The sequence below is a fragment of the Saccharothrix isguenensis genome (genome assembly GCF_052936305.1).
This window is the reverse complement of sequence record NZ_CP193626.1, coordinates 6,306,130-6,322,899: the sequence shown is the minus strand read 5'-3', so window position 1 is coordinate 6,322,899 and position 16,770 is coordinate 6,306,130. Positions and strand designations below refer to the sequence as shown.

General features: G+C 71.8%; 20 protein-coding genes. 9 read left to right on the top strand and 11 right to left on the bottom strand.

Translation table 11 applies throughout. From position 1 onward, the window contains the following. Positions 1 to 280: 280 nt before the first annotated feature. The 3 genes from ACRAKI_RS28160 to ACRAKI_RS28150 all read right to left on the bottom strand — a co-directional run bounded on the left by ACRAKI_RS28160 (position 281) and on the right by ACRAKI_RS28150 (position 3,445). The gene (locus tag ACRAKI_RS28160) at positions 281 to 1,942 is read right to left on the bottom strand and encodes a glucuronyl esterase domain-containing protein (protein ID WP_447003513.1); all 1,662 of its coding nucleotides are present in this window, start codon (positions 1,940 to 1,942) and stop codon (positions 281 to 283) included. Positions 1,943 to 2,346: 404 nt separating this feature from the next. Next, positions 2,347 to 2,709, bottom strand: coding sequence for a PLD nuclease N-terminal domain-containing protein (locus ACRAKI_RS28155; protein ID WP_447003512.1), 363 nt, complete (start codon positions 2,707 to 2,709; stop codon positions 2,347 to 2,349). A gap of 61 nt (positions 2,710 to 2,770) precedes the next feature. Further along, entirely contained in the window at positions 2,771 to 3,445 is a 675-nt protein-coding gene (locus ACRAKI_RS28150; protein WP_447003511.1) for a GntR family transcriptional regulator, read from the bottom strand. A gap of 28 nt (positions 3,446 to 3,473) precedes the next feature. On the opposite strand from ACRAKI_RS28150, the gene ACRAKI_RS28145 reads away from it, so the two are divergent. Genes ACRAKI_RS28145 through ACRAKI_RS28135 form a run of 3 tightly spaced genes read left to right on the top strand, consistent with a single transcriptional unit; the run spans position 3,474 to position 5,526 of the window. Continuing rightward, positions 3,474 to 3,890 carry a VOC family protein gene (locus ACRAKI_RS28145; RefSeq protein WP_447003510.1) on the top strand — a complete coding sequence of 139 codons (417 nt, stop codon included), beginning with the start codon at positions 3,474 to 3,476 and terminating at the stop codon, positions 3,888 to 3,890. Continuing rightward, positions 3,887 to 4,567: an SDR family NAD(P)-dependent oxidoreductase gene (locus ACRAKI_RS28140; protein ID WP_447003509.1), complete on the top strand. Its 681-nt coding sequence runs from the start codon at positions 3,887 to 3,889 to the stop codon at positions 4,565 to 4,567. Before ACRAKI_RS28145 ends, ACRAKI_RS28140 begins: the two co-directional genes overlap by 4 nt. Next, on the top strand, positions 4,564 to 5,526 hold the full coding sequence (locus ACRAKI_RS28135) for an LLM class flavin-dependent oxidoreductase (RefSeq protein ID WP_447003508.1): 963 nt from the start codon (positions 4,564 to 4,566) through the stop codon (positions 5,524 to 5,526). The genes ACRAKI_RS28140 and ACRAKI_RS28135 overlap by 4 nt, the downstream gene beginning before the upstream one ends. Here ACRAKI_RS28135 and ACRAKI_RS28130 read toward each other — a convergent pair. Continuing rightward, a complete protein-coding gene (locus ACRAKI_RS28130) occupies positions 5,477 to 6,298 on the bottom strand; it encodes a helix-turn-helix domain-containing protein (protein ID WP_447003507.1) in 822 nt (273 codons plus the stop codon). The genes ACRAKI_RS28135 and ACRAKI_RS28130 overlap by 50 nt on opposite strands. Positions 6,299 to 6,414: 116 nt before the next feature. On the opposite strand from ACRAKI_RS28130, the gene ACRAKI_RS28125 reads away from it, so the two are divergent. The 5 genes from ACRAKI_RS28125 (at position 6,415) to ACRAKI_RS28105 (ending at position 10,218) form a co-directional block, all read left to right on the top strand. Next, on the top strand, positions 6,415 to 7,407 hold the full coding sequence (locus ACRAKI_RS28125) for an aldo/keto reductase (RefSeq protein WP_447003506.1): 993 nt from the start codon (positions 6,415 to 6,417) through the stop codon (positions 7,405 to 7,407). 105 nt (positions 7,408 to 7,512) lie between these two features. Beyond that, positions 7,513 to 7,857, top strand: a complete 345-nt coding sequence (locus ACRAKI_RS28120; RefSeq protein WP_447003505.1) for a hypothetical protein — start codon at positions 7,513 to 7,515, stop codon at positions 7,855 to 7,857. Beyond that, entirely contained in the window at positions 7,857 to 9,230 is a 1,374-nt protein-coding gene (locus ACRAKI_RS28115) for a putative T7SS-secreted protein (protein WP_447003504.1), read from the top strand. Before ACRAKI_RS28120 ends, ACRAKI_RS28115 begins: the two co-directional genes overlap by 1 nt. Before the next feature lie 32 nt (positions 9,231 to 9,262). Further along, positions 9,263 to 9,745 carry a hypothetical protein gene (locus ACRAKI_RS28110; RefSeq protein WP_447003503.1) on the top strand — a complete coding sequence of 161 codons (483 nt, stop codon included), beginning with the start codon at positions 9,263 to 9,265 and terminating at the stop codon, positions 9,743 to 9,745. Next, complete coding sequence (locus ACRAKI_RS28105; protein WP_447003502.1) at positions 9,742 to 10,218, top strand: YbaB/EbfC family nucleoid-associated protein; 477 nt, start codon at positions 9,742 to 9,744, stop codon at positions 10,216 to 10,218. The genes ACRAKI_RS28110 and ACRAKI_RS28105 overlap by 4 nt, the downstream gene beginning before the upstream one ends. A 51-nt stretch (positions 10,219 to 10,269) precedes the next feature. Here the strand turns inward: ACRAKI_RS28105 and ACRAKI_RS28100 are convergent, their stop codons facing one another. From ACRAKI_RS28100 to ACRAKI_RS28090, 3 genes are all read right to left on the bottom strand, one after another. Further along, positions 10,270 to 10,452 (bottom strand): RGCVC family protein, encoded by a 183-nt coding sequence (locus tag ACRAKI_RS28100; RefSeq protein WP_447003501.1) that lies wholly within the window; start codon positions 10,450 to 10,452, stop codon positions 10,270 to 10,272. A 238-nt stretch (positions 10,453 to 10,690) separates the two neighbouring features. Continuing rightward, the gene (locus ACRAKI_RS28095) at positions 10,691 to 11,593 is read right to left on the bottom strand and encodes an acyl-CoA desaturase (RefSeq protein ID WP_447008536.1); all 903 of its coding nucleotides are present in this window, start codon (positions 11,591 to 11,593) and stop codon (positions 10,691 to 10,693) included. A 251-nt stretch (positions 11,594 to 11,844) separates the two neighbouring features. Beyond that, positions 11,845 to 12,045, bottom strand: coding sequence for a cold-shock protein (locus tag ACRAKI_RS28090; protein ID WP_447003500.1), 201 nt, complete (start codon positions 12,043 to 12,045; stop codon positions 11,845 to 11,847). Positions 12,046 to 12,658: 613 nt separating this feature from the next. On the opposite strand from ACRAKI_RS28090, the gene ACRAKI_RS28085 reads away from it, so the two are divergent. Beyond that, on the top strand, positions 12,659 to 12,811 hold the full coding sequence (locus ACRAKI_RS28085; protein WP_184923144.1) for a hypothetical protein: 153 nt from the start codon (positions 12,659 to 12,661) through the stop codon (positions 12,809 to 12,811). A 149-nt stretch (positions 12,812 to 12,960) separates the two neighbouring features. Here ACRAKI_RS28085 and ACRAKI_RS28080 read toward each other — a convergent pair whose 3' ends face one another. The 4 genes from ACRAKI_RS28080 to ACRAKI_RS28065 form a co-directional block, all read right to left on the bottom strand. Next, complete coding sequence (locus ACRAKI_RS28080) at positions 12,961 to 13,254, bottom strand: hypothetical protein (RefSeq protein WP_447003499.1); 294 nt, start codon at positions 13,252 to 13,254, stop codon at positions 12,961 to 12,963. 7 nt (positions 13,255 to 13,261) lie between these two features. Beyond that, complete coding sequence (locus ACRAKI_RS28075) at positions 13,262 to 14,692, bottom strand: acyl-CoA carboxylase subunit beta (RefSeq protein WP_447003498.1); 1,431 nt, start codon at positions 14,690 to 14,692, stop codon at positions 13,262 to 13,264. Between the two features lie 183 nt (positions 14,693 to 14,875). Then, positions 14,876 to 15,658 (bottom strand): dioxygenase family protein, encoded by a 783-nt coding sequence (locus tag ACRAKI_RS28070; RefSeq protein WP_447003497.1) that lies wholly within the window; start codon positions 15,656 to 15,658, stop codon positions 14,876 to 14,878. Positions 15,659 to 15,853: 195 nt separating this feature from the next. Next, entirely contained in the window at positions 15,854 to 16,753 is a 900-nt protein-coding gene (locus tag ACRAKI_RS28065; protein ID WP_447003496.1) for an AraC family transcriptional regulator, read from the bottom strand. Positions 16,754 to 16,770: the final 17 nt, after the last annotated feature.

Sequence of the window (16,770 nt, the reverse complement as noted above, 5' to 3'; positions counted from 1 at the left end):
GGTCGTCTGCAGTGCCGACGTTGCCGGGTGCCGAGGTCTGTTAACGCTAACAGCACGAGTCGGCCAACTTCAACAGTCAATCGGAGATGCTGGTGCTTTTGGTCGATCGAGACCGATGTGGACGGGTTTTGAGCACGTTGTAGCCGGTTTCTTCGACCGGTTGCTGTCTGTTAGCGATAACAGATGTGGTTACCGGCCGGTCACGTCGTCGGTCGGGGGTGGCAACGCAGAAGGGCACCGAGCCTGGTCGGCTCGGTGCCCTTTTCGTGGAACCCGCGTGTTAGCCGGCGGAGCAGGTGGGCGACATGCCCGCGCCCGTGCCGGTGGCCTGGTAGCCGAACTCGGTCGACATCCCGGCCGGGATCGAGCCGTTGAAGCTGACGTTGGTGAACTCGACCGCCCCGCTGCTACCGCTGCGGTTGACGTTCCAGGCGTTGGTGATGGTCGCGCCGGACGGCAGGGTCATGGCGACCTTCCAGCCGTTGACCGTCGAGGAACCGGCCGTGACGCGGACCGTGGCGACGAAGCCACCCGTCCACTGGTTGATCGACACCGACGCCGAGCACCCGCCGTTCGGCGGAGTGGTCGTGGTGGTCGTCATCGTGGTCGTGCCGGTGGTGCTCGTGGTGGTGGTGGTGGATGTGGTCGTGGTGGTGGGTCCGTCGGTCAGGGTGGGGGTTTGCCAGGTGCGCCATTGGGCGAGGTTGCCGGAGGCTTTGCTGGAGATGCGCATGGTGCCGGTGGTGGTGCCGGTCTTGTGCAGGAATTTTTGGATGTTCTGCTGGAGGGGGGTGCGCCATTCGGTGCGGTTGGCGCAGTGGCTGCCGTCGGAGACGTCGGACCAGTAGGTGATGTTGGCGCCGGCGCCGAGGGCTTTGTAGACCTCGGCGCCGCCGAGGGCGGCGATGCCGGCGGAGCGGGGGCCGAGGTTGGCGATGTGGGGGTTGTCCATGATGAACAGGCCGCGTGGGGCGACCATGGCGACGAGTTGGTGGGTGTCGATGGGGGTGCTGTTGGGGTTGCCGGTGTAGGGGCTGAAGGCGTCGCCGAACCAGGGTTGTTCGCCGTAGGCGCTGCTGAGGCTTTGGGCGCCTTCGCCGGGGATGCCGCGGTAGACGGGGACGCCGGCGGTGCCGGATTCGATGGGCATGGTGAGGGCGATGCGTTGGTCGAAGACGCCGACGGCGAAGGCTCCCTTGCCGAAGCGGGAGCAGCCGGTGACGCCGACGGCGTCGGCTTTGAGGGTGTTGCCGCCGGAGGTTTCGATGACGTCGATGATGCGGCTGACGCCCCAGGCCCAGGCCATCATGATGCCGGTGCTGCTGGTGGCGCCGTAGATGCTGTAGAAGGCGCCTTGTTTGTTGTTGCGGGGGGTGCCTTCGCGGCCTACGGCGTAGGGGTCGTAGTTGATGACGGCGGCGCCGGCGGCTTTGATGGCGGCGGTGTCTGCGCCGAATCCGCCGAGCACGACGACGGCGGGGAAGGGTCCGGTGCCGCCGGGCAGTTCGACGCGGGCGGAGAAGCTGCTGCTGCGGCCGTTGTGGGAGACGTTCACGGTGATGTTGCTGCTGGACACGGTGCCGGTGACGGCGGAGGGCTTGGCGGGTTTGTCGCCGTAGACGTGGCGTTCGGCCAGTTCGCGGATCTCCGCCCGGCGGCACCGCCAGTCCGCCTTGCTCGTGATCCGCGACCCGTTGACCTTCGTGAACGGGTCGGGCAACTGCGAGTTCGACGGGAACGACCCCGGCAACGACACCGGGCAGTCCGCACCGTCATCCTCCACACCTGCGGCCGCGACGCCCACGTCGGCGGCACCTGTGTCGGCGGCTACGGCGGAGTGCGAATTCGCTATCGCGGTCAGCGTTCCGGCGAGCGTGAGTGCGGTCACCGCCAGCATGACGACCGTCGAACGGATCTTGGAGCGGCCCGGGTCGATGTTCACGGGGGCTCTCCTTCCGAGTGGGTGGACGTGACCAGGCGACGGCGGCGATCGATGATCACTGAGGCGAATTACCTAAAGTTTCGGTCGACTCAGCGAAACATGTCAATGCCGCCATACGCGCCGGCAGTCTCACTTGGTGGCCGCCGGGGGCGGTGGTCGCGGTGGTGGCGGAGGCCGGCCCTCGGCAGCCGGACACACGACTCGTCAGGCGCGACTCGTCAACCATGGCTCGCAGTGCCGGAATGCGTCACACGCAGTGCTCGAACGCGGGGCCTCGGTGCGGGAGGGGTCGACTCGCGGTGTCGGAGTGCGCGACTCGCGGTGCGGGAGCGGTCGACTCGCGGTGCCGGAGCGCGTGGCTCGCGGTGTCCGAGTGGAGGACTCGCGGAGGGGGTGGGGTGGGGTTACTGGGGGTCGTTGTCCAGTTTGCGGGCCTTGCGGCGCTGTTCCTCGGCGCGTTCGCGGCAGCGGCGGAGGAACTCGGCGTCGGACTCGGTGTCCGTGGCGGCGAACCGGCCCGGCCGGTCGTACTCGGGGAACGCGGGCGTGGCGCGGTCATGGGCGCGTGCGCTGTCGACCGGACCCACCGGCCTGCCCGCGACCAACCAGACGAGCGACCCGACCAGCGGGAAGAACAGCACGATCAGCAGCCAGCCGATCTTGGGCAGGTTCCGCGCGGCGCCCTCGTCGGTGGTGATGACGTCGATCAGGCAGAACAGCCACAGGCACAGCGTGAGAAGACCGAAGAAGCCACCGAAGTACAGCATTGCCCCCACACCCCCGCCAAGTCGATCGCGGCATGCTACCGCAAGGGGCACAAGGCATGGATCAACGGTCGAGTTGGCCGACGAGCACCCGCAACGCCGAGTGGACGTGCTCGGAGGCGTGGTGCGCGACGGCGTCGGCGTCACCGGCTTCCAGCAACCGCACGATCGAGCGGTGCTCGTCCACGACCACCGCCCGGTAATCGGGGTAGCCCAAGCGGATCCGGGTGAGCTGGAACAGGTGCACCTGCGAGCGCACGGCGTGCCACGCGTCGAGCAGCCGCCGGTTGCCGGCGGCCTCGTAGATCGCGTCGTGGAACTCGATGTCCAGTGCCAGCAACTCGGTGCTGGGCGCGCCAACGGCCAGTCGCCGGGCCATCGTGTCCACCAACCGGCCGAGCGCGTCGAGGTCGACGCGGCCGATCGCCCCGCGGCCCGCCAGCCCTTCCAGCGCGGCGCGCACCGAGTAGACCTCCTCGGCGTCCTGGACGGTCAGGTCGATCACCTTGGTGCCGCGGTGCCAGGCGCTCCGCACCAGCCCTTCCCGCTCCAGCACGGCGAGGCCTTCCCGCACCGAGCCCCGGCTGACGTCGAGCGACGCGGCCAGTTCCACCTCGCGCACCGGCGAGCCCGGCGGGAACACGCCGGCGAGGATCGCTTCCCGGATCCGGTCCGCCGCCTCGTCCGCCAGACCCCGACGGTCGGCCTTGCGCAGCTGCATGATGTCGAATGTTGACATCGGCGGGGTGCGTGGTCAAGGTGGAGCCATGAGACCCGGCTTCCACCTCGCTGTCCCCGTCGACGACCTGGCCGCGGCCCGCGCGTTCTACGGTGGCGTGCTCAAGCTCGAAGAGGGGCGCTCGGCCGACAAGTGGGTCGACTGGAACTTCTACGGCCACCAGTTCGTGACCCACGTCGTGCCCGGACCGCGCGCCGATTCCGGCCGCAACGCGGTCGACGGCCACGACGTGCCGGTGCCGCACTTCGGCCTGATCCTGCCGATCCCGGAGTTCCACGTGCTGGCCGACCGGCTGCGGGCGGCCGGGACGGAGTTCGTGGTCGAGCCGTACCTGCGGTTCGCGGGCGAGCCGGGGGAGCAGTGGACGATGTTCTTCCGCGACCCGGCCGGCAACGCGCTGGAGTTCAAGGCCTTCGAGGACGAGTCGCAGGTGTTCGCGAAGTGAGCCGGGGTGTGCTGGTCACCGGCGGCAGCCGGGGCATCGGCGCGGCGATCGCCGACGCGTTCCGGGAAGCCGGGGACAGGGTGGTGGCGCTGTCGTCGGCGGACGTCGACCTGGCCGATCCGGACGCGATCGCCAAGATGGTCGACGCCGCCGCCGACACGCTCGGCGCCATCGACGTCCTGGTCAACAACGCCGGGCTGGTGGAGCTCGGCTCGCTGACGGACAAGTCGTACGAGGAGTGGCAGTCGTTGTGGCGCCGCACGTTCGAGGTGAACGTGTTCGGTGCGGCGAACATGTCGTACTGCGTCGCGCGGCACATGATCGAGCGGGGTGTGCGCGGGCGGATCGTGAACGTCGGCTCCCGTGGCGCTTTCCGCGGTGAGCCGGACATGCCGGCCTACGGCGCGAGCAAGGCCGCGCTGCACTCGATGGGGCAGTCGCTGGCCGTCTCCCTTGCCCCGCACGGCATCGCGGTGACGTCGGTGGCGCCCGGTTTCGTCGGCACCGATCGGGTGGCGTCCATGGTGACCGACGACGTCCGCCGGCAGAGTCCGTTCGGCCGGGTCGCGGAGCCGGCGGAGATCGCCGCCGCGGTGGTGTACCTGGCCTCGCCCGCCGCCGAGTGGGCGTCCGGCACGGTGCTCGACCTCAACGGCGCTTCCTACTTGCGGACGTGAGGGGAACTGGAGTGGAGCGGTCCGGATCGGTGGGCGTGATGCTGCCCCGCGACCTCGCACCGGCACAGGTGCTGCCGTACGCACGGCGTGCGGACCAGCTCGGGTTCGACGAGCTGTGGGTGGTGGAGGACCTGGGCTTCCGCGGCGGTGTCGCCCAGGCCGCGGCCGTGCTGGCGGCGACGGAGCGCATCAGGGTCGGCATCGGGTTGTTGCCGGTGGGCGCGCGCAACGCGGCGTTCGCGGCGATGGAGGTGGCGACGCTCGCCCAGCTGTTCCCCGGCCGGGTCGACATCGGCATCGGGCACGGGATGCCCGCGTGGATGCGGTCGGTGGGGGAGTGGCCGGCGAGTCCGCTGACGTTGTTGGAGGAGTACGTCCGCGCGGTCACCGCTCTGCTGCGCGGGGACGCGGTCGAGCCGGGCGAGTACGTCGCGCTGGACTCCGTTCGGCTGGAGGGCGCGTGCGTGCCGGACGTCCCGCCGCTCGTCCTGGCCGGGGTGCGCGGGCCGCGGTCGCTCGCCGTGTCCGGACGGGTGGCGGACGGAACGATCCTGGCCGAGCCGACGACACCGGAGTACGCGCGCGCGGCGCTGCGGCACGTCGACCCGCACCGGCCGCACCGGCTCGTCGGCTACAACGTGGCCGCCGTCCACGCGGATGCGAGCGTGGCGGTCGAGGCCGTCCGCGCCGGGCTGGAGTGGATCGGCGAGCCCGACTGGGCGCCGCACCTGGCGCCGCTGCCGTTCGCGGACGAGTTCGCGGCGCTGCGGCGGGAGTCCGGGAGCCGGGAGGAGTTCGTGCGTCGGCTGCCCGAGGAGTGGGTGCGGCAGCTGGCCGTGACCGGCACGCCGGCCGACGCGCGGGCACGGCTGGACGAGCTGTTCGCCGCCGGCGTGGACAGCGTCGTGCTCATCCCCGTGGGGGAAGACCCCCTGGAGGGTCTGGCGGCGGTTCTGTAGGGGTGGCGGGGACGTAGACGACCAGGCGGTGGTCCTCGTCGCCCGGCACGGTCAGGCTCTCGTAGGCCAGCCTCAGCGTGCCCGCCTCCGGGTGCTGCCACTGCTCGACCCCGGTCCCGGCGGGCAGGACGGCCGACGTGGCGAAGCGGCGGCCGAACTCGGCGCCCGCCGTGATGGACAGCTCCTCGGCGAGCCTGGCCGCCGCGCCGTGGCCCAGGTCGGCCGCCGCACGCAGGTCGGCGGCGCGCTCGTCGGCGACCCGTTCCCAGTCAGGGAACGCCGTGCGCGCCCTGGCGTCGCCGAACACGAAGCGGGCGAGGTTCGGCTGGTCGGCGTCCAGCAGACCGGTCGGTCCGGCGAGCCACCGGAACCCGCCGGTGCGGGCGAGCACGTCACCCTGCGCGTCGGCGACGAACGCGGGCGTGGGTTCCAGCCGGTCCAGCAGCGCCAGCACGGTGGGCCGCACCGGACGCGGGGCCGTCGACTCCGGGCACACCACACCGCCGCCCGCCTTCATCAGGCGGTGGAGGTGCACGCGCTCATGGGGTGAGAGGCGCAACGCGTCGCCCAGCGCCCCGAGCACCTGGGCCGACGGGTGGCGGTCGCGCCCGCGTTCGAGGCGGGTCAGGTACTCGACGCTCACGCCCGCGAGGTCGGCCAGTTCACCCCGGCGCAGCCCCGGCGTGCGGCGGCGTGAACCGGTGGGGAGCCCCACCTCGGCCGGGGTGATCGCCTCCCGCCGGGCACGCAGGAACCCGCCCAACGCGTTCATGGCCGCCGAGTCTAGGTCGCGCGGAGGGGCACAGCCGGAGGGCCGCAGCCAGGGGGGCGCAGAGGGGCCCTGGCGGGGCCTCCCTCCGGCGGGCCGGCCGCCCCAGGCTGTGCGGCATGAGGTACCGACTCTTCGGCCGGACCGGCCTGCGCGTGTCCGAACTCCTGCTGGGCACCATGGCCTTCGCCGATCCCGCCGAGGCACGCCGCATCGTCGACGCCTACGCCGACGCGGGCGGCAACGTGCTCGACACCGCGTCGGCTTACGGCGACGGCGAGGAACTGCTCGGCTCCATCGTGGAGCGACGCGACCGGTTCGTCATCGGCACGAAGTACACGCTGTCGCACGACGCCGCCGACCCCAACGCCTCCGGCAACCACCGCAAGAACCTGGTGCGGTCGCTGGACCGGAGCCTGCGCCGGCTGCGCACCGACTACATCGACGTCTACTGGGTGCACATCTGGGACCGGCACACCCCGGTCGAGGAGACGATGCGCGCCCTCGATGACGCCGTCCGCGCCGGCAAGATCCTCTACACCGGCATCTCCGACGCGCCGGCCTGGGTCGTCGCGCACGCCAACACCCTCGCGCGGTGGCGGGACTGGACCCCGTTCGCCGGCCTCCAAGTGCCCTACAACCTGCTGAAGCGGGACGCTGAGCGCGAGTTGCTGCCGATGGCTGAGGCACTGGGGCTGAGCGTGACCGCGTGGGCGCCCCTCGCCGCCGGCAAGCTGTCGGGAGCCGTCGACGCGCCGCCCGGCTCACCCCGGTCGAAGCGCGTCGACCCCGCTTCCCTCACCGCCCGCGACCGTGCGGCGGCCCAGGCGGTCCGCACGGTGGCCGACGAGCTGGGCGTCCGCCCGGCACAGGTGGCGCTCGCGTGGACGCGCGCCAAGTCGCGCGCGGTGCTGCCGCTGGTGGGCGTGAGCAGTGTCGCGCAGCTCGAAGAGGACCTGGGCGCGCTCGACGTCACCCTGCCCGCCGACGCGATCCGGCGGCTGGAGGAGGCGGTGGAGTTCCGGCTCGGCTTCCCGGCCGACTTCATCGCCGAGTGCGAGCCGAGCCCGTTCGTCTTCGGCGACACCGCCACCAGCGTCGATCCGCGCTGACCGAACCACCTTCGCCGCCACCCGCACCGATATCCGGATCACGCGGAACGATCACCGCGCCGGTTGCGTCCGACGGCCTGGTGTCGAGTGGACAGATGGGTGGACATGAGCGGGTTCGGGGCGGTGCCCGAGGAGTTGCGGCGGGCGGCCGGTGAGATCGGCGACGCGGGCGACAAGACGGTGGGCCTGGTGTGGTGCGGGCCCAGCGGTCAGTACGGGCACGACGGCGTGGCCGGCGCCTGGGAGCTGTTCATCGAGGAGATGAAGGCGTACGTGGAGCGGCTGCGGCAGGAGGCCGAAGACCACGCCATCGGGCTCCGCGCCGCCGCATCGTCCTACGTGGACGTCGACGGGGACGAGGCGGTCGGGTTCGGACGGCTCGGGGAACCGGTGTCCACCGGCGACATCGCGCGCCGACTGGGGACCACGCCGCTGAAGCCGGTGTCCTGATGGCGGCACGACTCGGCGAGACGAATGACCCCAAGGCGCTCGTCCCCGGCGAGCCCGAGCTGATCACCGGTGACCTTCGGCAACTCGTGAAGACGCTGCGGATGGTCGTGGCGGTCGGCGAGGACCTGGGCCGGATCGACCCCGGCGGCTGGACCGGCGGCGCGAGCACCGTGTTCCGGTCGGTCTTCCGGTCCGAACCGCCGCGCTGGCTCCAGGCCGGCGCGGACCTCGGCGGCGGCGGTCAGCTGCTCGCCGACTACGGCGACGCGCTGGTCCAGAGCCAGGCGGAAGCCCAGCGCGCCATCGAGCTGCACCTCGAAGCGCAGGCCGCGACCCGCCTCGCCGCCGCCCAGCACGACGCGGCGGTGCTGTCCGGCGCCCCGACCGCCCCGTTCCAGGACCCGGGCCAAGCTGCCACGGCCAACGCCCAGAAGGTCCTCGACAACGCCCGCGACGGGCTGTCCGGCATCGGTGACGTGGTCGCCAAGGCGCTCGGCTGGGAGTCCGACGGCCAGGGCGGCTACAAGAAGTCGTTCGGCAGCACCAAGTTCGGCGCCTCGCACCGCGGGACCGAGGAGAACGGCAAAGACCCCGGCGGTTGGCAGGGAGGTCCCGGCGGGCGGTCGTACGAGGGCAAGTCCGGCAGCGAGTCGAAGCGCCTGCTCACCGAGGCGCTGGCCGAGGTCGCCGAGAAGCTCGGCATCGACCTGCACGAGCGCACCGCCGGCGAGGACTGGCAGGTCGACGTCGCCCACGGCGCGAAGGAAGGCGACTTCACGGCCGGGCCGCTGGCCGGAAACGGCAGCATCAGCGGCTCGGTGCTCGGCGCGGAAGCCGGGGTGACCGCGACGTCGAGCACCGCGGGCGTCACCGTGGGCGCGAACGCGAGCGCCTACCTGGCCAAGGGGCACGCCGAGGGCGAGATCAGCCTGGGCAGGCACGCGGGTGTCTCGGGCAGCGCGGACGGCATGGTCGGGGCGTCCGCCGAGGCCAAGGGCACGGTCGGCTGGCTCGGCGCGAAGGGGAACGCGGAGGCGTTCGCGGGCGCCAGGGTGTCCGGTGAGGCGAGCGCCGAGGTCGCGGGCATCGGCGCGGGCGTGAACGGCGAGGCGTGGGCCGGTGTCGGCGCGCAGGCCGGCGGGCAGTTCGGCATGGGCGAGGACGGCAAGTTCCACATCGGCGGGTCGCTGGGCGTCGGGTTGGGCGTGGGTGGCAAGGTCGGGTTCGACGTCACCGTCGACCCGGTCCAGGTCGTGGAGACGGTGGTCGACGTCGCGGACGACGTGGGCGAGATCGCGAAGGACGTCGGGCGCGGCGTGGAGAACGTCGCCGAAGGCGCCGGCCGCACGATCGGCCGGTTGTTCGGCCGATGACCTACCGCAACACCCCAGGAGGAGATCCAGGTATGGCCACCACCCTTCCGGTGCCGATCGAGTTCTCGTTGCCCGACGGGTGGCTCTCGGCCCCGCCCGACGAGGTGGGCGCGCCGCAGGCGGCGTTCGTCGCGCTGCACCCCGGTCCGAGTGCCGGGTTCACCGCGAACGTGACGATCAGCGGCGAGGTCCGTAGCGGCGTGACGGTGGCGGAGGTGGCGGCGGAGGCCGCGGCACGGCTGGAGCGCGACGTCGGCCCGGTCGAGATCGGGCGCCGCAACGAGCTGGAGTCCGCCTACACGCAGGTAGTGCGGATGACCGTGCCGATCGGCGGGCGGCCGGTGGAACTGCTGCAACTGCAGGTGTTCCTGGCCATGCCGGACGTGCGCGACGAGAACCGGCGCGCGGTGCTGGAGATCGTGCTGAGCGCGACGCCGGAGCAGTTCGAGGACCTGGTGGGCGACTTCCAGGCGTTCCTCAAGACCATCCGCCCGGACGAGGGAGCGGCCCGGTGAGCGGGTCCGCCGAGATCCTGCTGCGCCGCATCGAGGCCATCGACACGGCCGCGGCCGACAACCGGCTGCGCGCCGAGTCGTACCGGCGCATGGCCGAAGGGCTGAAGGACGTGGTGGGCACGGCGACGTCCGACGACGGCGTGGTGACCGTGGTCGCCGGGTCGGACGGCGCGGTCAGGTCGATCACGTTCGGCGCGGCCGTGCGGACCACCGACCCGGCGGCGCTGTCGTCCACGACGTTGCGGACGATCGCGTCGGCGCGGGTCGAGGCCGCCCGCCGACAGGCCGAGGTGGTCCGGTCGGCGTTGGGCGACACGACGTTGCTGGACCAGGTGCTGGCCGAGGACCGGCGGGTGTTCGGCGACGAGCCACCGCAGGAACCCCGCGCCATCGCGCCCCGCGTCGTCCGACGTGAGGCGCCCGTGGTGGAGGAGGAGCCGGAACCGGCCTACCGGAGCCGTCCGGCCTGGTGAGCCAGACCCGGTGAACCCGGCCTCTGGTGAGTCCGGCGCTGGTGAGCCCGGTCAGTCGCCGGCGGGGCAGACGCAGCCCCGGCTGTGGTGCTCGGTGGTGGTCGCGGTGCAGAAGCGCATCGCGATCCGGTCGTGGGAGGCCCACGAGTGCTTGCACGCGACGCACTTCGGCGACGCGACACCGTCGGCTTCGCCACTGACGTTCGACTCGATCGTCGGCAAGAGCTGGTTCATGTGTTCCATCCAGTCCGCACGCACGAAGCACTGTGATCGACCGGACGTCCGCCTGAACGTGTCACCGCCCGACGAACGCGGTCCCGCTTACGGGCGATGCGAGAAGGCATCGGGAAACCGGCAACGTGGAGCCTGATGCTCGAACGGTTCCCGCCACCACCCACGGTACACGGCCGGAGCGCCCCGCCGTGACCACCGGACTGCCCGCGTCGTCACCGGCACGGGCAGTCCGGGTGGGTCAGGCGGCGGGCGTCTTGAGCTTGCGCGCCAGGTGTTCCGGCCTCGGCCAGCGGACCTTCGTGGCCCAGCCCAGCTTCTCGAACGCCCAGATGACCCGGGCCGAGATGTCGATCTGGCCGCGACGCACGCCGTGCCTCGCGCACGTGGGGTCGGCGTGGTGGGAGTTGTGCCAGGACTCGCCCATGGAGGCGATGGCCAGCGGCCAGAAGTTGGCGGACTTGTCCCGCGCCGCGAACGGCCGGTCGCCGATCATGTGGCAGATGGAGTTCACCGACCACGTCACGTGGTGCAGCACGGCGACGCGCACGAGACCCGCCCAGAAGAACGCGGTCAGCGCGCCCCACCAGCTCCACGTCACCAGGCCGCCGATGAGGGCGGGGGACAGCAGCGTCGCGACGGTCAGCGCGGGGAACCAGCGGTTGACGCGCTGGAGGTCGGCGTCGGCGAGCAGGTCGGGCGCGAAGCGCGCCGCGTTGGTCTGCTCGCGCTGGAACATCCACCCGAGGTGGGCGTGCCAGAAGCCCTTGGCCATCGCGCTCGCGGACGTGCCGAACCGCCACGGCGAGTGCGGATCGCCGTCGCGGTCCGCGTAGGCGTGGTGCCTGCGGTGGTCGGCGACCCAGTCGATGACCGGTCCCTGCATCGCCATGCTGCCGACGACGGCCAGCGCGATCCGCAGACCGCGGTTGGCGGTGAACGCGCCGTGGGTGAAGTAGCGGTGGAAGCCGATCGTCACCCCGAGGCACGTCAGCGTGTAGAAGAAGAGGGCCAGACCGATGTCGAGCCAGCCGAGGCCCCAGCCCCAGGCCAGCGGCACGGCTGCGGCCAGCGCGAGCGCCGGGATGATGACGAAGAGCTTCACCAGCAGGACCTGGGTCGACGACTTCTCACCCGCCAGCATCGGCTCGGGCGCGCTGTGCGGACTCTCCGTCCGCGGGTTCGTGCGTACTGCTTCGGTCAAGGGAGGTACCTCCGTGCGTGCGGTGACGTGACCTGGTCTCCGCCGCCGGGGTCTCGGGCGATCGGTGCGGGTGCGCCGCGTGGGCGACGAATGCCGGTGCCCCCCGGTCCGGAAGGGATCGAGGGGCACCGGTTTTCCGCGTCTCCGTCAGCGATTGAGCCGGTAGGAGCAGGTAGGAAGGACCAAGCGGCTCAGACGGGGCGAACGCCGACGGCCTGCAGGCCCTTGGGGCCCTGGTTGATCTCGAACTGGACGTGCTGGTTCTCCTCGAGGCTGCGGTAGCCGAAGCCGTCGATCTCCGAGTAGTGCACGAACACGTCCGGGCCGTTGTCGTGGGAGATGAAGCCGAAGCCCTTCTCCGAGTTGAACCACTTCACGGTTCCCTGAGTCATGTGTTCTCTCTTTCCTTGGCAGTGCTGGATCGGCGCCGCTGTGCGCGGCTCCGGGTCGGATTTCAGACGACGACTTCTCCAGCTTGTCCTGCAAGGCAAAGGAAGAACTTCGTCCGCAACATCATTCCGCGAAACTTCTGTGGAAACACGGACACAAAATTGACGACCACCTCGTACAACCCACCGGTGGCCCGTTTAGTTCCCGACCCGCGGCTTGTCACCCGTTCGGGGGAGCGTCCATGAGGTCCCGTGCCTGGTCAGCGCCCTGCGTGCGCCAACTCCTCTTCGGCGTGCACGACCACCGCCCCGCGCCGGGCCGCCGGACGCAGTGGCGCACGGCCACGTCCGGCGCACCCGACGCGCGGCGACCTCCGCCCTCGACCGGACCCGCGTCGTCCTCGGCGCCCGACCACCGGTTCTACCGCCGCCCCGCGAGTCGCGCCCGACACGCCCGCCGCAACGCTGTGGCGCCCGCGGCACCACGACGTGTACCGTGGGTGCCATCGGGGCGATTCATATCTTCTGAACCCGAACACCCTCGCGCCGTGTGGGGATCTCCGGTCCGGCAAAGCCGGCCGTGAGCACGCAGCGGACGCGGAGAAAGTCGGAACACATGTCAACTTCGTTCAACGAGCTGTTCAGCCACCCGGACACGACCCGGACCGAGACCGCGAACGGTCTTGGTCGGGACGAGCAGCGGTCCTACACCGATCTGTTCCGCGAGCCGGCCGACGTGCCGCCGCAGAACACCGGCGAGATGGCCTGACCGCGGCAGGAAGAACCGCTCAGCGGAGCCCGTGACCCGAACCGGTCGCGGGCTCCGCTTCAAGCACGCCCTGGGCACTTGCGGTCTGAACTTCCCAACACGGCCCCGGGTGCTCGACCCACGTCCAGGGCTGCCGCACGCCCACGGCCCTAGCGGTAGTACGGGCGGTGGCCGCCGACCCCTTCGTCGTCCGCGCCGTGCCAGAAGTCCGGCGCGTACGGGGTGTCCGGCACGGTCACCAGGTCCTCGCGCCGGCGCGGGGCGGGGGTGGCCGGCGCACCGGCCACCCCCGCCACCTCGTCCACGTCGATCGCGAGCCGCTCCAGGTCGTTGACCAGCCGCCGCACCCCCGGGTGGTCCCGGAAGTCGGCGCGCAAGGCGTCCGTGTGCGTGCGGGCCTGGTCGATCAACGCCCGCAAAGCCGTCAGTTCGCGATTCGACATCGTCACCTCACAACGGGATGTTCGTGTGCCGTCCCCGGCCGGCCGGTGCGTTGGCCAGCGCCTTCGCGATCCTGACCCGGGTCTCGTCCGGGGAGATCACCTCGTCCACCACGCCGAGCGACATCGCGCGGTCGACGCCGCCGGCGATCCGGCGGTGCTCCTCGATCAGCTTCTCCCGCAGCTCGGCGCGCTCCGCCTCGTCGGCCACGGCGGCCAGCTTCTTGCGGTGCAGGATGCCCACGGCCGCTTCCACACCCATCACGGCCACCTCGGCGTCCGGCCACGCGAACACGGCCGTCGCGCCCAGCGAACGCGAGTTCATCGCGATGTACGCGCCGCCGTACGACTTCCGCGTGATCAGGGTGATCCGGGGCACGCTCGACTCGGCGAACGCGTGCAGCAGCTTCGCGCCGCGCCGCACCACGCCGCCCCACTCCTGGCCGACGCCGGGCAGGTAGCCGGGCACGTCCACGAGCACGACCAGCGGCACGCCGAGCGAGTCGCACATCCGCACGAACCGCGCGGCCTTCTCCGCCGACAGCGAGTCGAGGCAGCCCCCCTTGCGCAGCGGGTTGTTCGCGATGATGCCGACGGTCCGCTCGCACAGCCGGCCGAGGCCGACCACGACGTTCGGCGCCCAGCCGGCCTGGAGCTCCTCGAACACGGCGTCGTCCAGCAGCCGGTTGATCACCGGGTGCACGTCGTAGGCGCGCCGCGGCGACTCGGGCAGCAACGCGCGCAGGTCGTCGGGCTCGCCCGCGGACGCCACCTCGACCTCGCCGGGCTTGGTGAAGAACCCGGTGAGCCGGCGCGTCCGCTGGTAGGCCTCTTCCTCGGTGCCGACGACGATGTGCGCCACGCCGGACTTGCGGCCGTGCGCGAGGGGACCGCCGAGGCCCTCCATGTCGATCACCTCGCCGGTGACCGTCTTCACCACGTCCGGGCCGGTGACGAAGATCCGGGCGTCCTCGGACATGACCACGATGTCGGTCAGGGCGGGGCCGTACGCGGCGGCGCCGGCGGCCGGGCCGAGCACCACGGAGATCTGCGGCACGACACCGGAGGCGCGGGTCATCGCGGCGAACATGCGGCCGACGCCGTCCATCGACTCGACGCCGTCGGCGAGCTTCGCGCCGCCGGAGTGCCACAGGCCGACGACCGGGACGCCCTGCTCGACCGCGGCGTCGATGGCGCGCACGATGTGCATCGCGCCGGGCCAGCCGAGCGCGCCGCCCATCTTGGTCGCGTCGGTGCAGTAGGCGATCACGGGTTGGCCGTCGATCAGGCCGCTCACCGCGCTCACGCCGCTGTCGTCCGCCTCGTGCAGCGGTTGTGCGGAGTCCTCGTCCAGCAGCCGGCCGAGCCGGACTGACGGTGCGCGGAAATCGGGCTCGACATCGCGAGCGTCGACGTGGGCGGGCACGGTCTGCGCCGTCATGGGTCCCCCGGGTATGCAGGATGGTGTCAAAGACGGAATATGACCGCCTCGGACGACGGGGGGAACCCCAGAAAGCACCCCTGCCCCCACCCCTACGGGGGCCATGTCCCCTCGGTGCGGCCGGCGCACCGAGGGGTTCGCGCGACGTGGTCCGGGCGTCGTCACCCGTTTCTTACCTCGGGTTCACCCGACGCGCCAGAGGGCGGGCACGTTCGGCGGCTCCCAGCCCGGCTGGGCGAGGTGGGCCTGGAGGCACACGTACCCTGCGCCGCCGTAGGTGACGCGCGCTCCGGCCGCGTAGGTGGTGCCCGCCGCCCACGTGCCGCCGCCGGGGGACGACGTGGTCGTGGACGTGGGCCTGGTGGTGCCGGTCTGCGACACGTCCAGCACGAAGTCGAACGTCGCCTCACGACCGCCGCCCGCGTTCCGCACCGCCATCAGCAACCGGGGGTCGAAGATGCTGTCGGTGGTGTTCCGCGGCTCTCCCGGGAAGTACAGCTGGGTGGTGAGCACCGGGCGTCCGGGCGCCTGAGCCTTCACGTGGATGTGCCGGGTGCGGCCGGGGTACAGGCCGGGCACGATCGTGGTCAGCGCGAACGCGCCGCCGGCGTCGGTGAACTGGTGGCCGCGGAAGCGGAAGCCGGTGTTGTCGTACACGCCGTTGACGTCCGCCTGCCAGAAGTCCAGCAGCACGTTGCCGAGCGGTTGGCAGGCCAGGCCGAACACGTAGCCGGTGACGGTGAGGCGGGTGCCCGGCGTGCCCGCGTCGACCAGCGACGTGCGGCGCGGCGAGTTCGGCTTGAAGTAGGGGCCTTCCATCTGCGGCGGGGTCGGGTCGTCGCCGTCGTCGCACGCCGGGGTGAGGTCCAGCGGGCTGCCGTCCGGACCGACCGTGCGGGCCAGCGCGGGCACGCCCATCAGCGCGGCCGGCAACGCGACCCCGGCGGCGAGCGCGGCGCGCAGCACGGTCTTGCGGCTGAGGTGGGTGTCCGTCCCCGTCGCCCGGTTCGTCCTTGGGTGCGTCCATACCTGCTCCTCGTGTGGTCGAAGGGGATCACACCGAACGTAGGGACGTCGGCCGGGTCGCCACGATGGACTGGAGCCGTGGTTCGTGGTGATCCTCGCGGGCGCTGTTGCCGTTGTCCCCACCGTGAATGCGCGTCACCGTGAATGCGCGTCGTCGCCGCGTCGGAAGGCGCCCGGGCTGACGCCCGTCTCGCGGCGGAAGAAGCGGCAGAAGTAGGCGGGGTCGGTGAAGCCCACCCGGGCCGCGACCTGCCGCACGGTCAGGTCCGTCCTGGCCGGCAACCGCTTCGCCTCGTGCGTCCGGGTTTCGCGGACGAGCTGCGACGGTGTGCGCCCGGTCGCCGCTTTCACCGCCTCGGTCAGGTGGCCGGGCGTGACGCCGATCCGCTCCGCGTACGCGCGCACCGACCACAGCGCGTGGTCCGTGCGGCCGGACAGCCGGACGAACTCCTCCGCCACCGCACCGGCCCGTGCCGGAGGGGGCGCGGCAGGGGTCGCGCGCAGCCGGGCCGCACGCACGACGAGCACGTGCAGCAGCGCGCGCAGGACCGTTCCGACGCCTGGCTCGCCCCGCCGGTACTCGTCCTCCAGCTCGGCGACCAGCCGGGCGATCCGGGTGTGCGCGGGCTCGTCCAGGGTCAGCCAGGGGCGTTCGCTCAGCCGGCGCAACAGGTCCCGGTCGGCCGGGTGGTCGAGCAGGAAGTCGTCGGTGAACAGCAGGACGGACCCGGTCAGGTCCCGCGCGTCGTCCCAGTGGTGGACCTGGCCGGGTGCGATCACGCACAGGTGCGGCGGGCGCAGCTCCCAGCGGGCGAGGTCGACCACGTGCGTGCCGGTGCCGCCGGTGACGTGCACGATCTCGTGGAACGTGTGCCGGTGCGGGAACGGCGCGCGCGACAGCGGGCCGATCGTGTCGAACGTGCCGACGGCGAACGGCAGCGCGTTGGGCAGCGGAACTTCCAGCCGGTGCACGGGCAGCTCGCCCCCGCGTGGCGTCCGGCAGGGCGTTCCGGGTGTCACGGTGGTGCCGCGCATCTCCCGATCCTCTCGCT

Bases quoted from the DNA above. Each gene is read 5' to 3' on its own strand.
- ACRAKI_RS28065 (WP_447003496.1), bottom strand. From the start codon at position 16,753: ATGCGCGGCACCACCGTGACACCCGGAACGCCCTGCCGGACGCCACGC.
- ACRAKI_RS28095 (WP_447008536.1), bottom strand. From the start codon at position 11,593: ATGCTGGCGGGTGAGAAGTCGTCGACCCAGGTCCTGCTGGTGAAGCTC.
- ACRAKI_RS28125 (WP_447003506.1), top strand. From the start codon at position 6,415: ATGAGGTACCGACTCTTCGGCCGGACCGGCCTGCGCGTGTCCGAACTC.
- ACRAKI_RS28080 (WP_447003499.1), bottom strand. From the start codon at position 13,254: ATGTCGAATCGCGAACTGACGGCTTTGCGGGCGTTGATCGACCAGGCC.
- ACRAKI_RS28150 (WP_447003511.1), bottom strand. From the start codon at position 3,445: ATGTCAACATTCGACATCATGCAGCTGCGCAAGGCCGACCGTCGGGGT.
- ACRAKI_RS28155 (WP_447003512.1), bottom strand. From the start codon at position 2,709: ATGCTGTACTTCGGTGGCTTCTTCGGTCTTCTCACGCTGTGCCTGTGG.
- ACRAKI_RS28130 (WP_447003507.1), bottom strand. From the start codon at position 6,298: ATGAACGCGTTGGGCGGGTTCCTGCGTGCCCGGCGGGAGGCGATCACC.
- ACRAKI_RS28120 (WP_447003505.1), top strand. From the start codon at position 7,513: ATGAGCGGGTTCGGGGCGGTGCCCGAGGAGTTGCGGCGGGCGGCCGGT.
- ACRAKI_RS28115 (WP_447003504.1), top strand. From the start codon at position 7,857: ATGGCGGCACGACTCGGCGAGACGAATGACCCCAAGGCGCTCGTCCCC.
- ACRAKI_RS28145 (WP_447003510.1), top strand. From the start codon at position 3,474: ATGAGACCCGGCTTCCACCTCGCTGTCCCCGTCGACGACCTGGCCGCG.
- ACRAKI_RS28100 (WP_447003501.1), bottom strand. From the start codon at position 10,452: ATGAACCAGCTCTTGCCGACGATCGAGTCGAACGTCAGTGGCGAAGCC.
- ACRAKI_RS28085 (WP_184923144.1), top strand. From the start codon at position 12,659: ATGTCAACTTCGTTCAACGAGCTGTTCAGCCACCCGGACACGACCCGG.
- ACRAKI_RS28090 (WP_447003500.1), bottom strand. From the start codon at position 12,045: ATGACTCAGGGAACCGTGAAGTGGTTCAACTCGGAGAAGGGCTTCGGC.
- ACRAKI_RS28110 (WP_447003503.1), top strand. From the start codon at position 9,263: ATGGCCACCACCCTTCCGGTGCCGATCGAGTTCTCGTTGCCCGACGGG.
- ACRAKI_RS28075 (WP_447003498.1), bottom strand. From the start codon at position 14,692: ATGACGGCGCAGACCGTGCCCGCCCACGTCGACGCTCGCGATGTCGAG.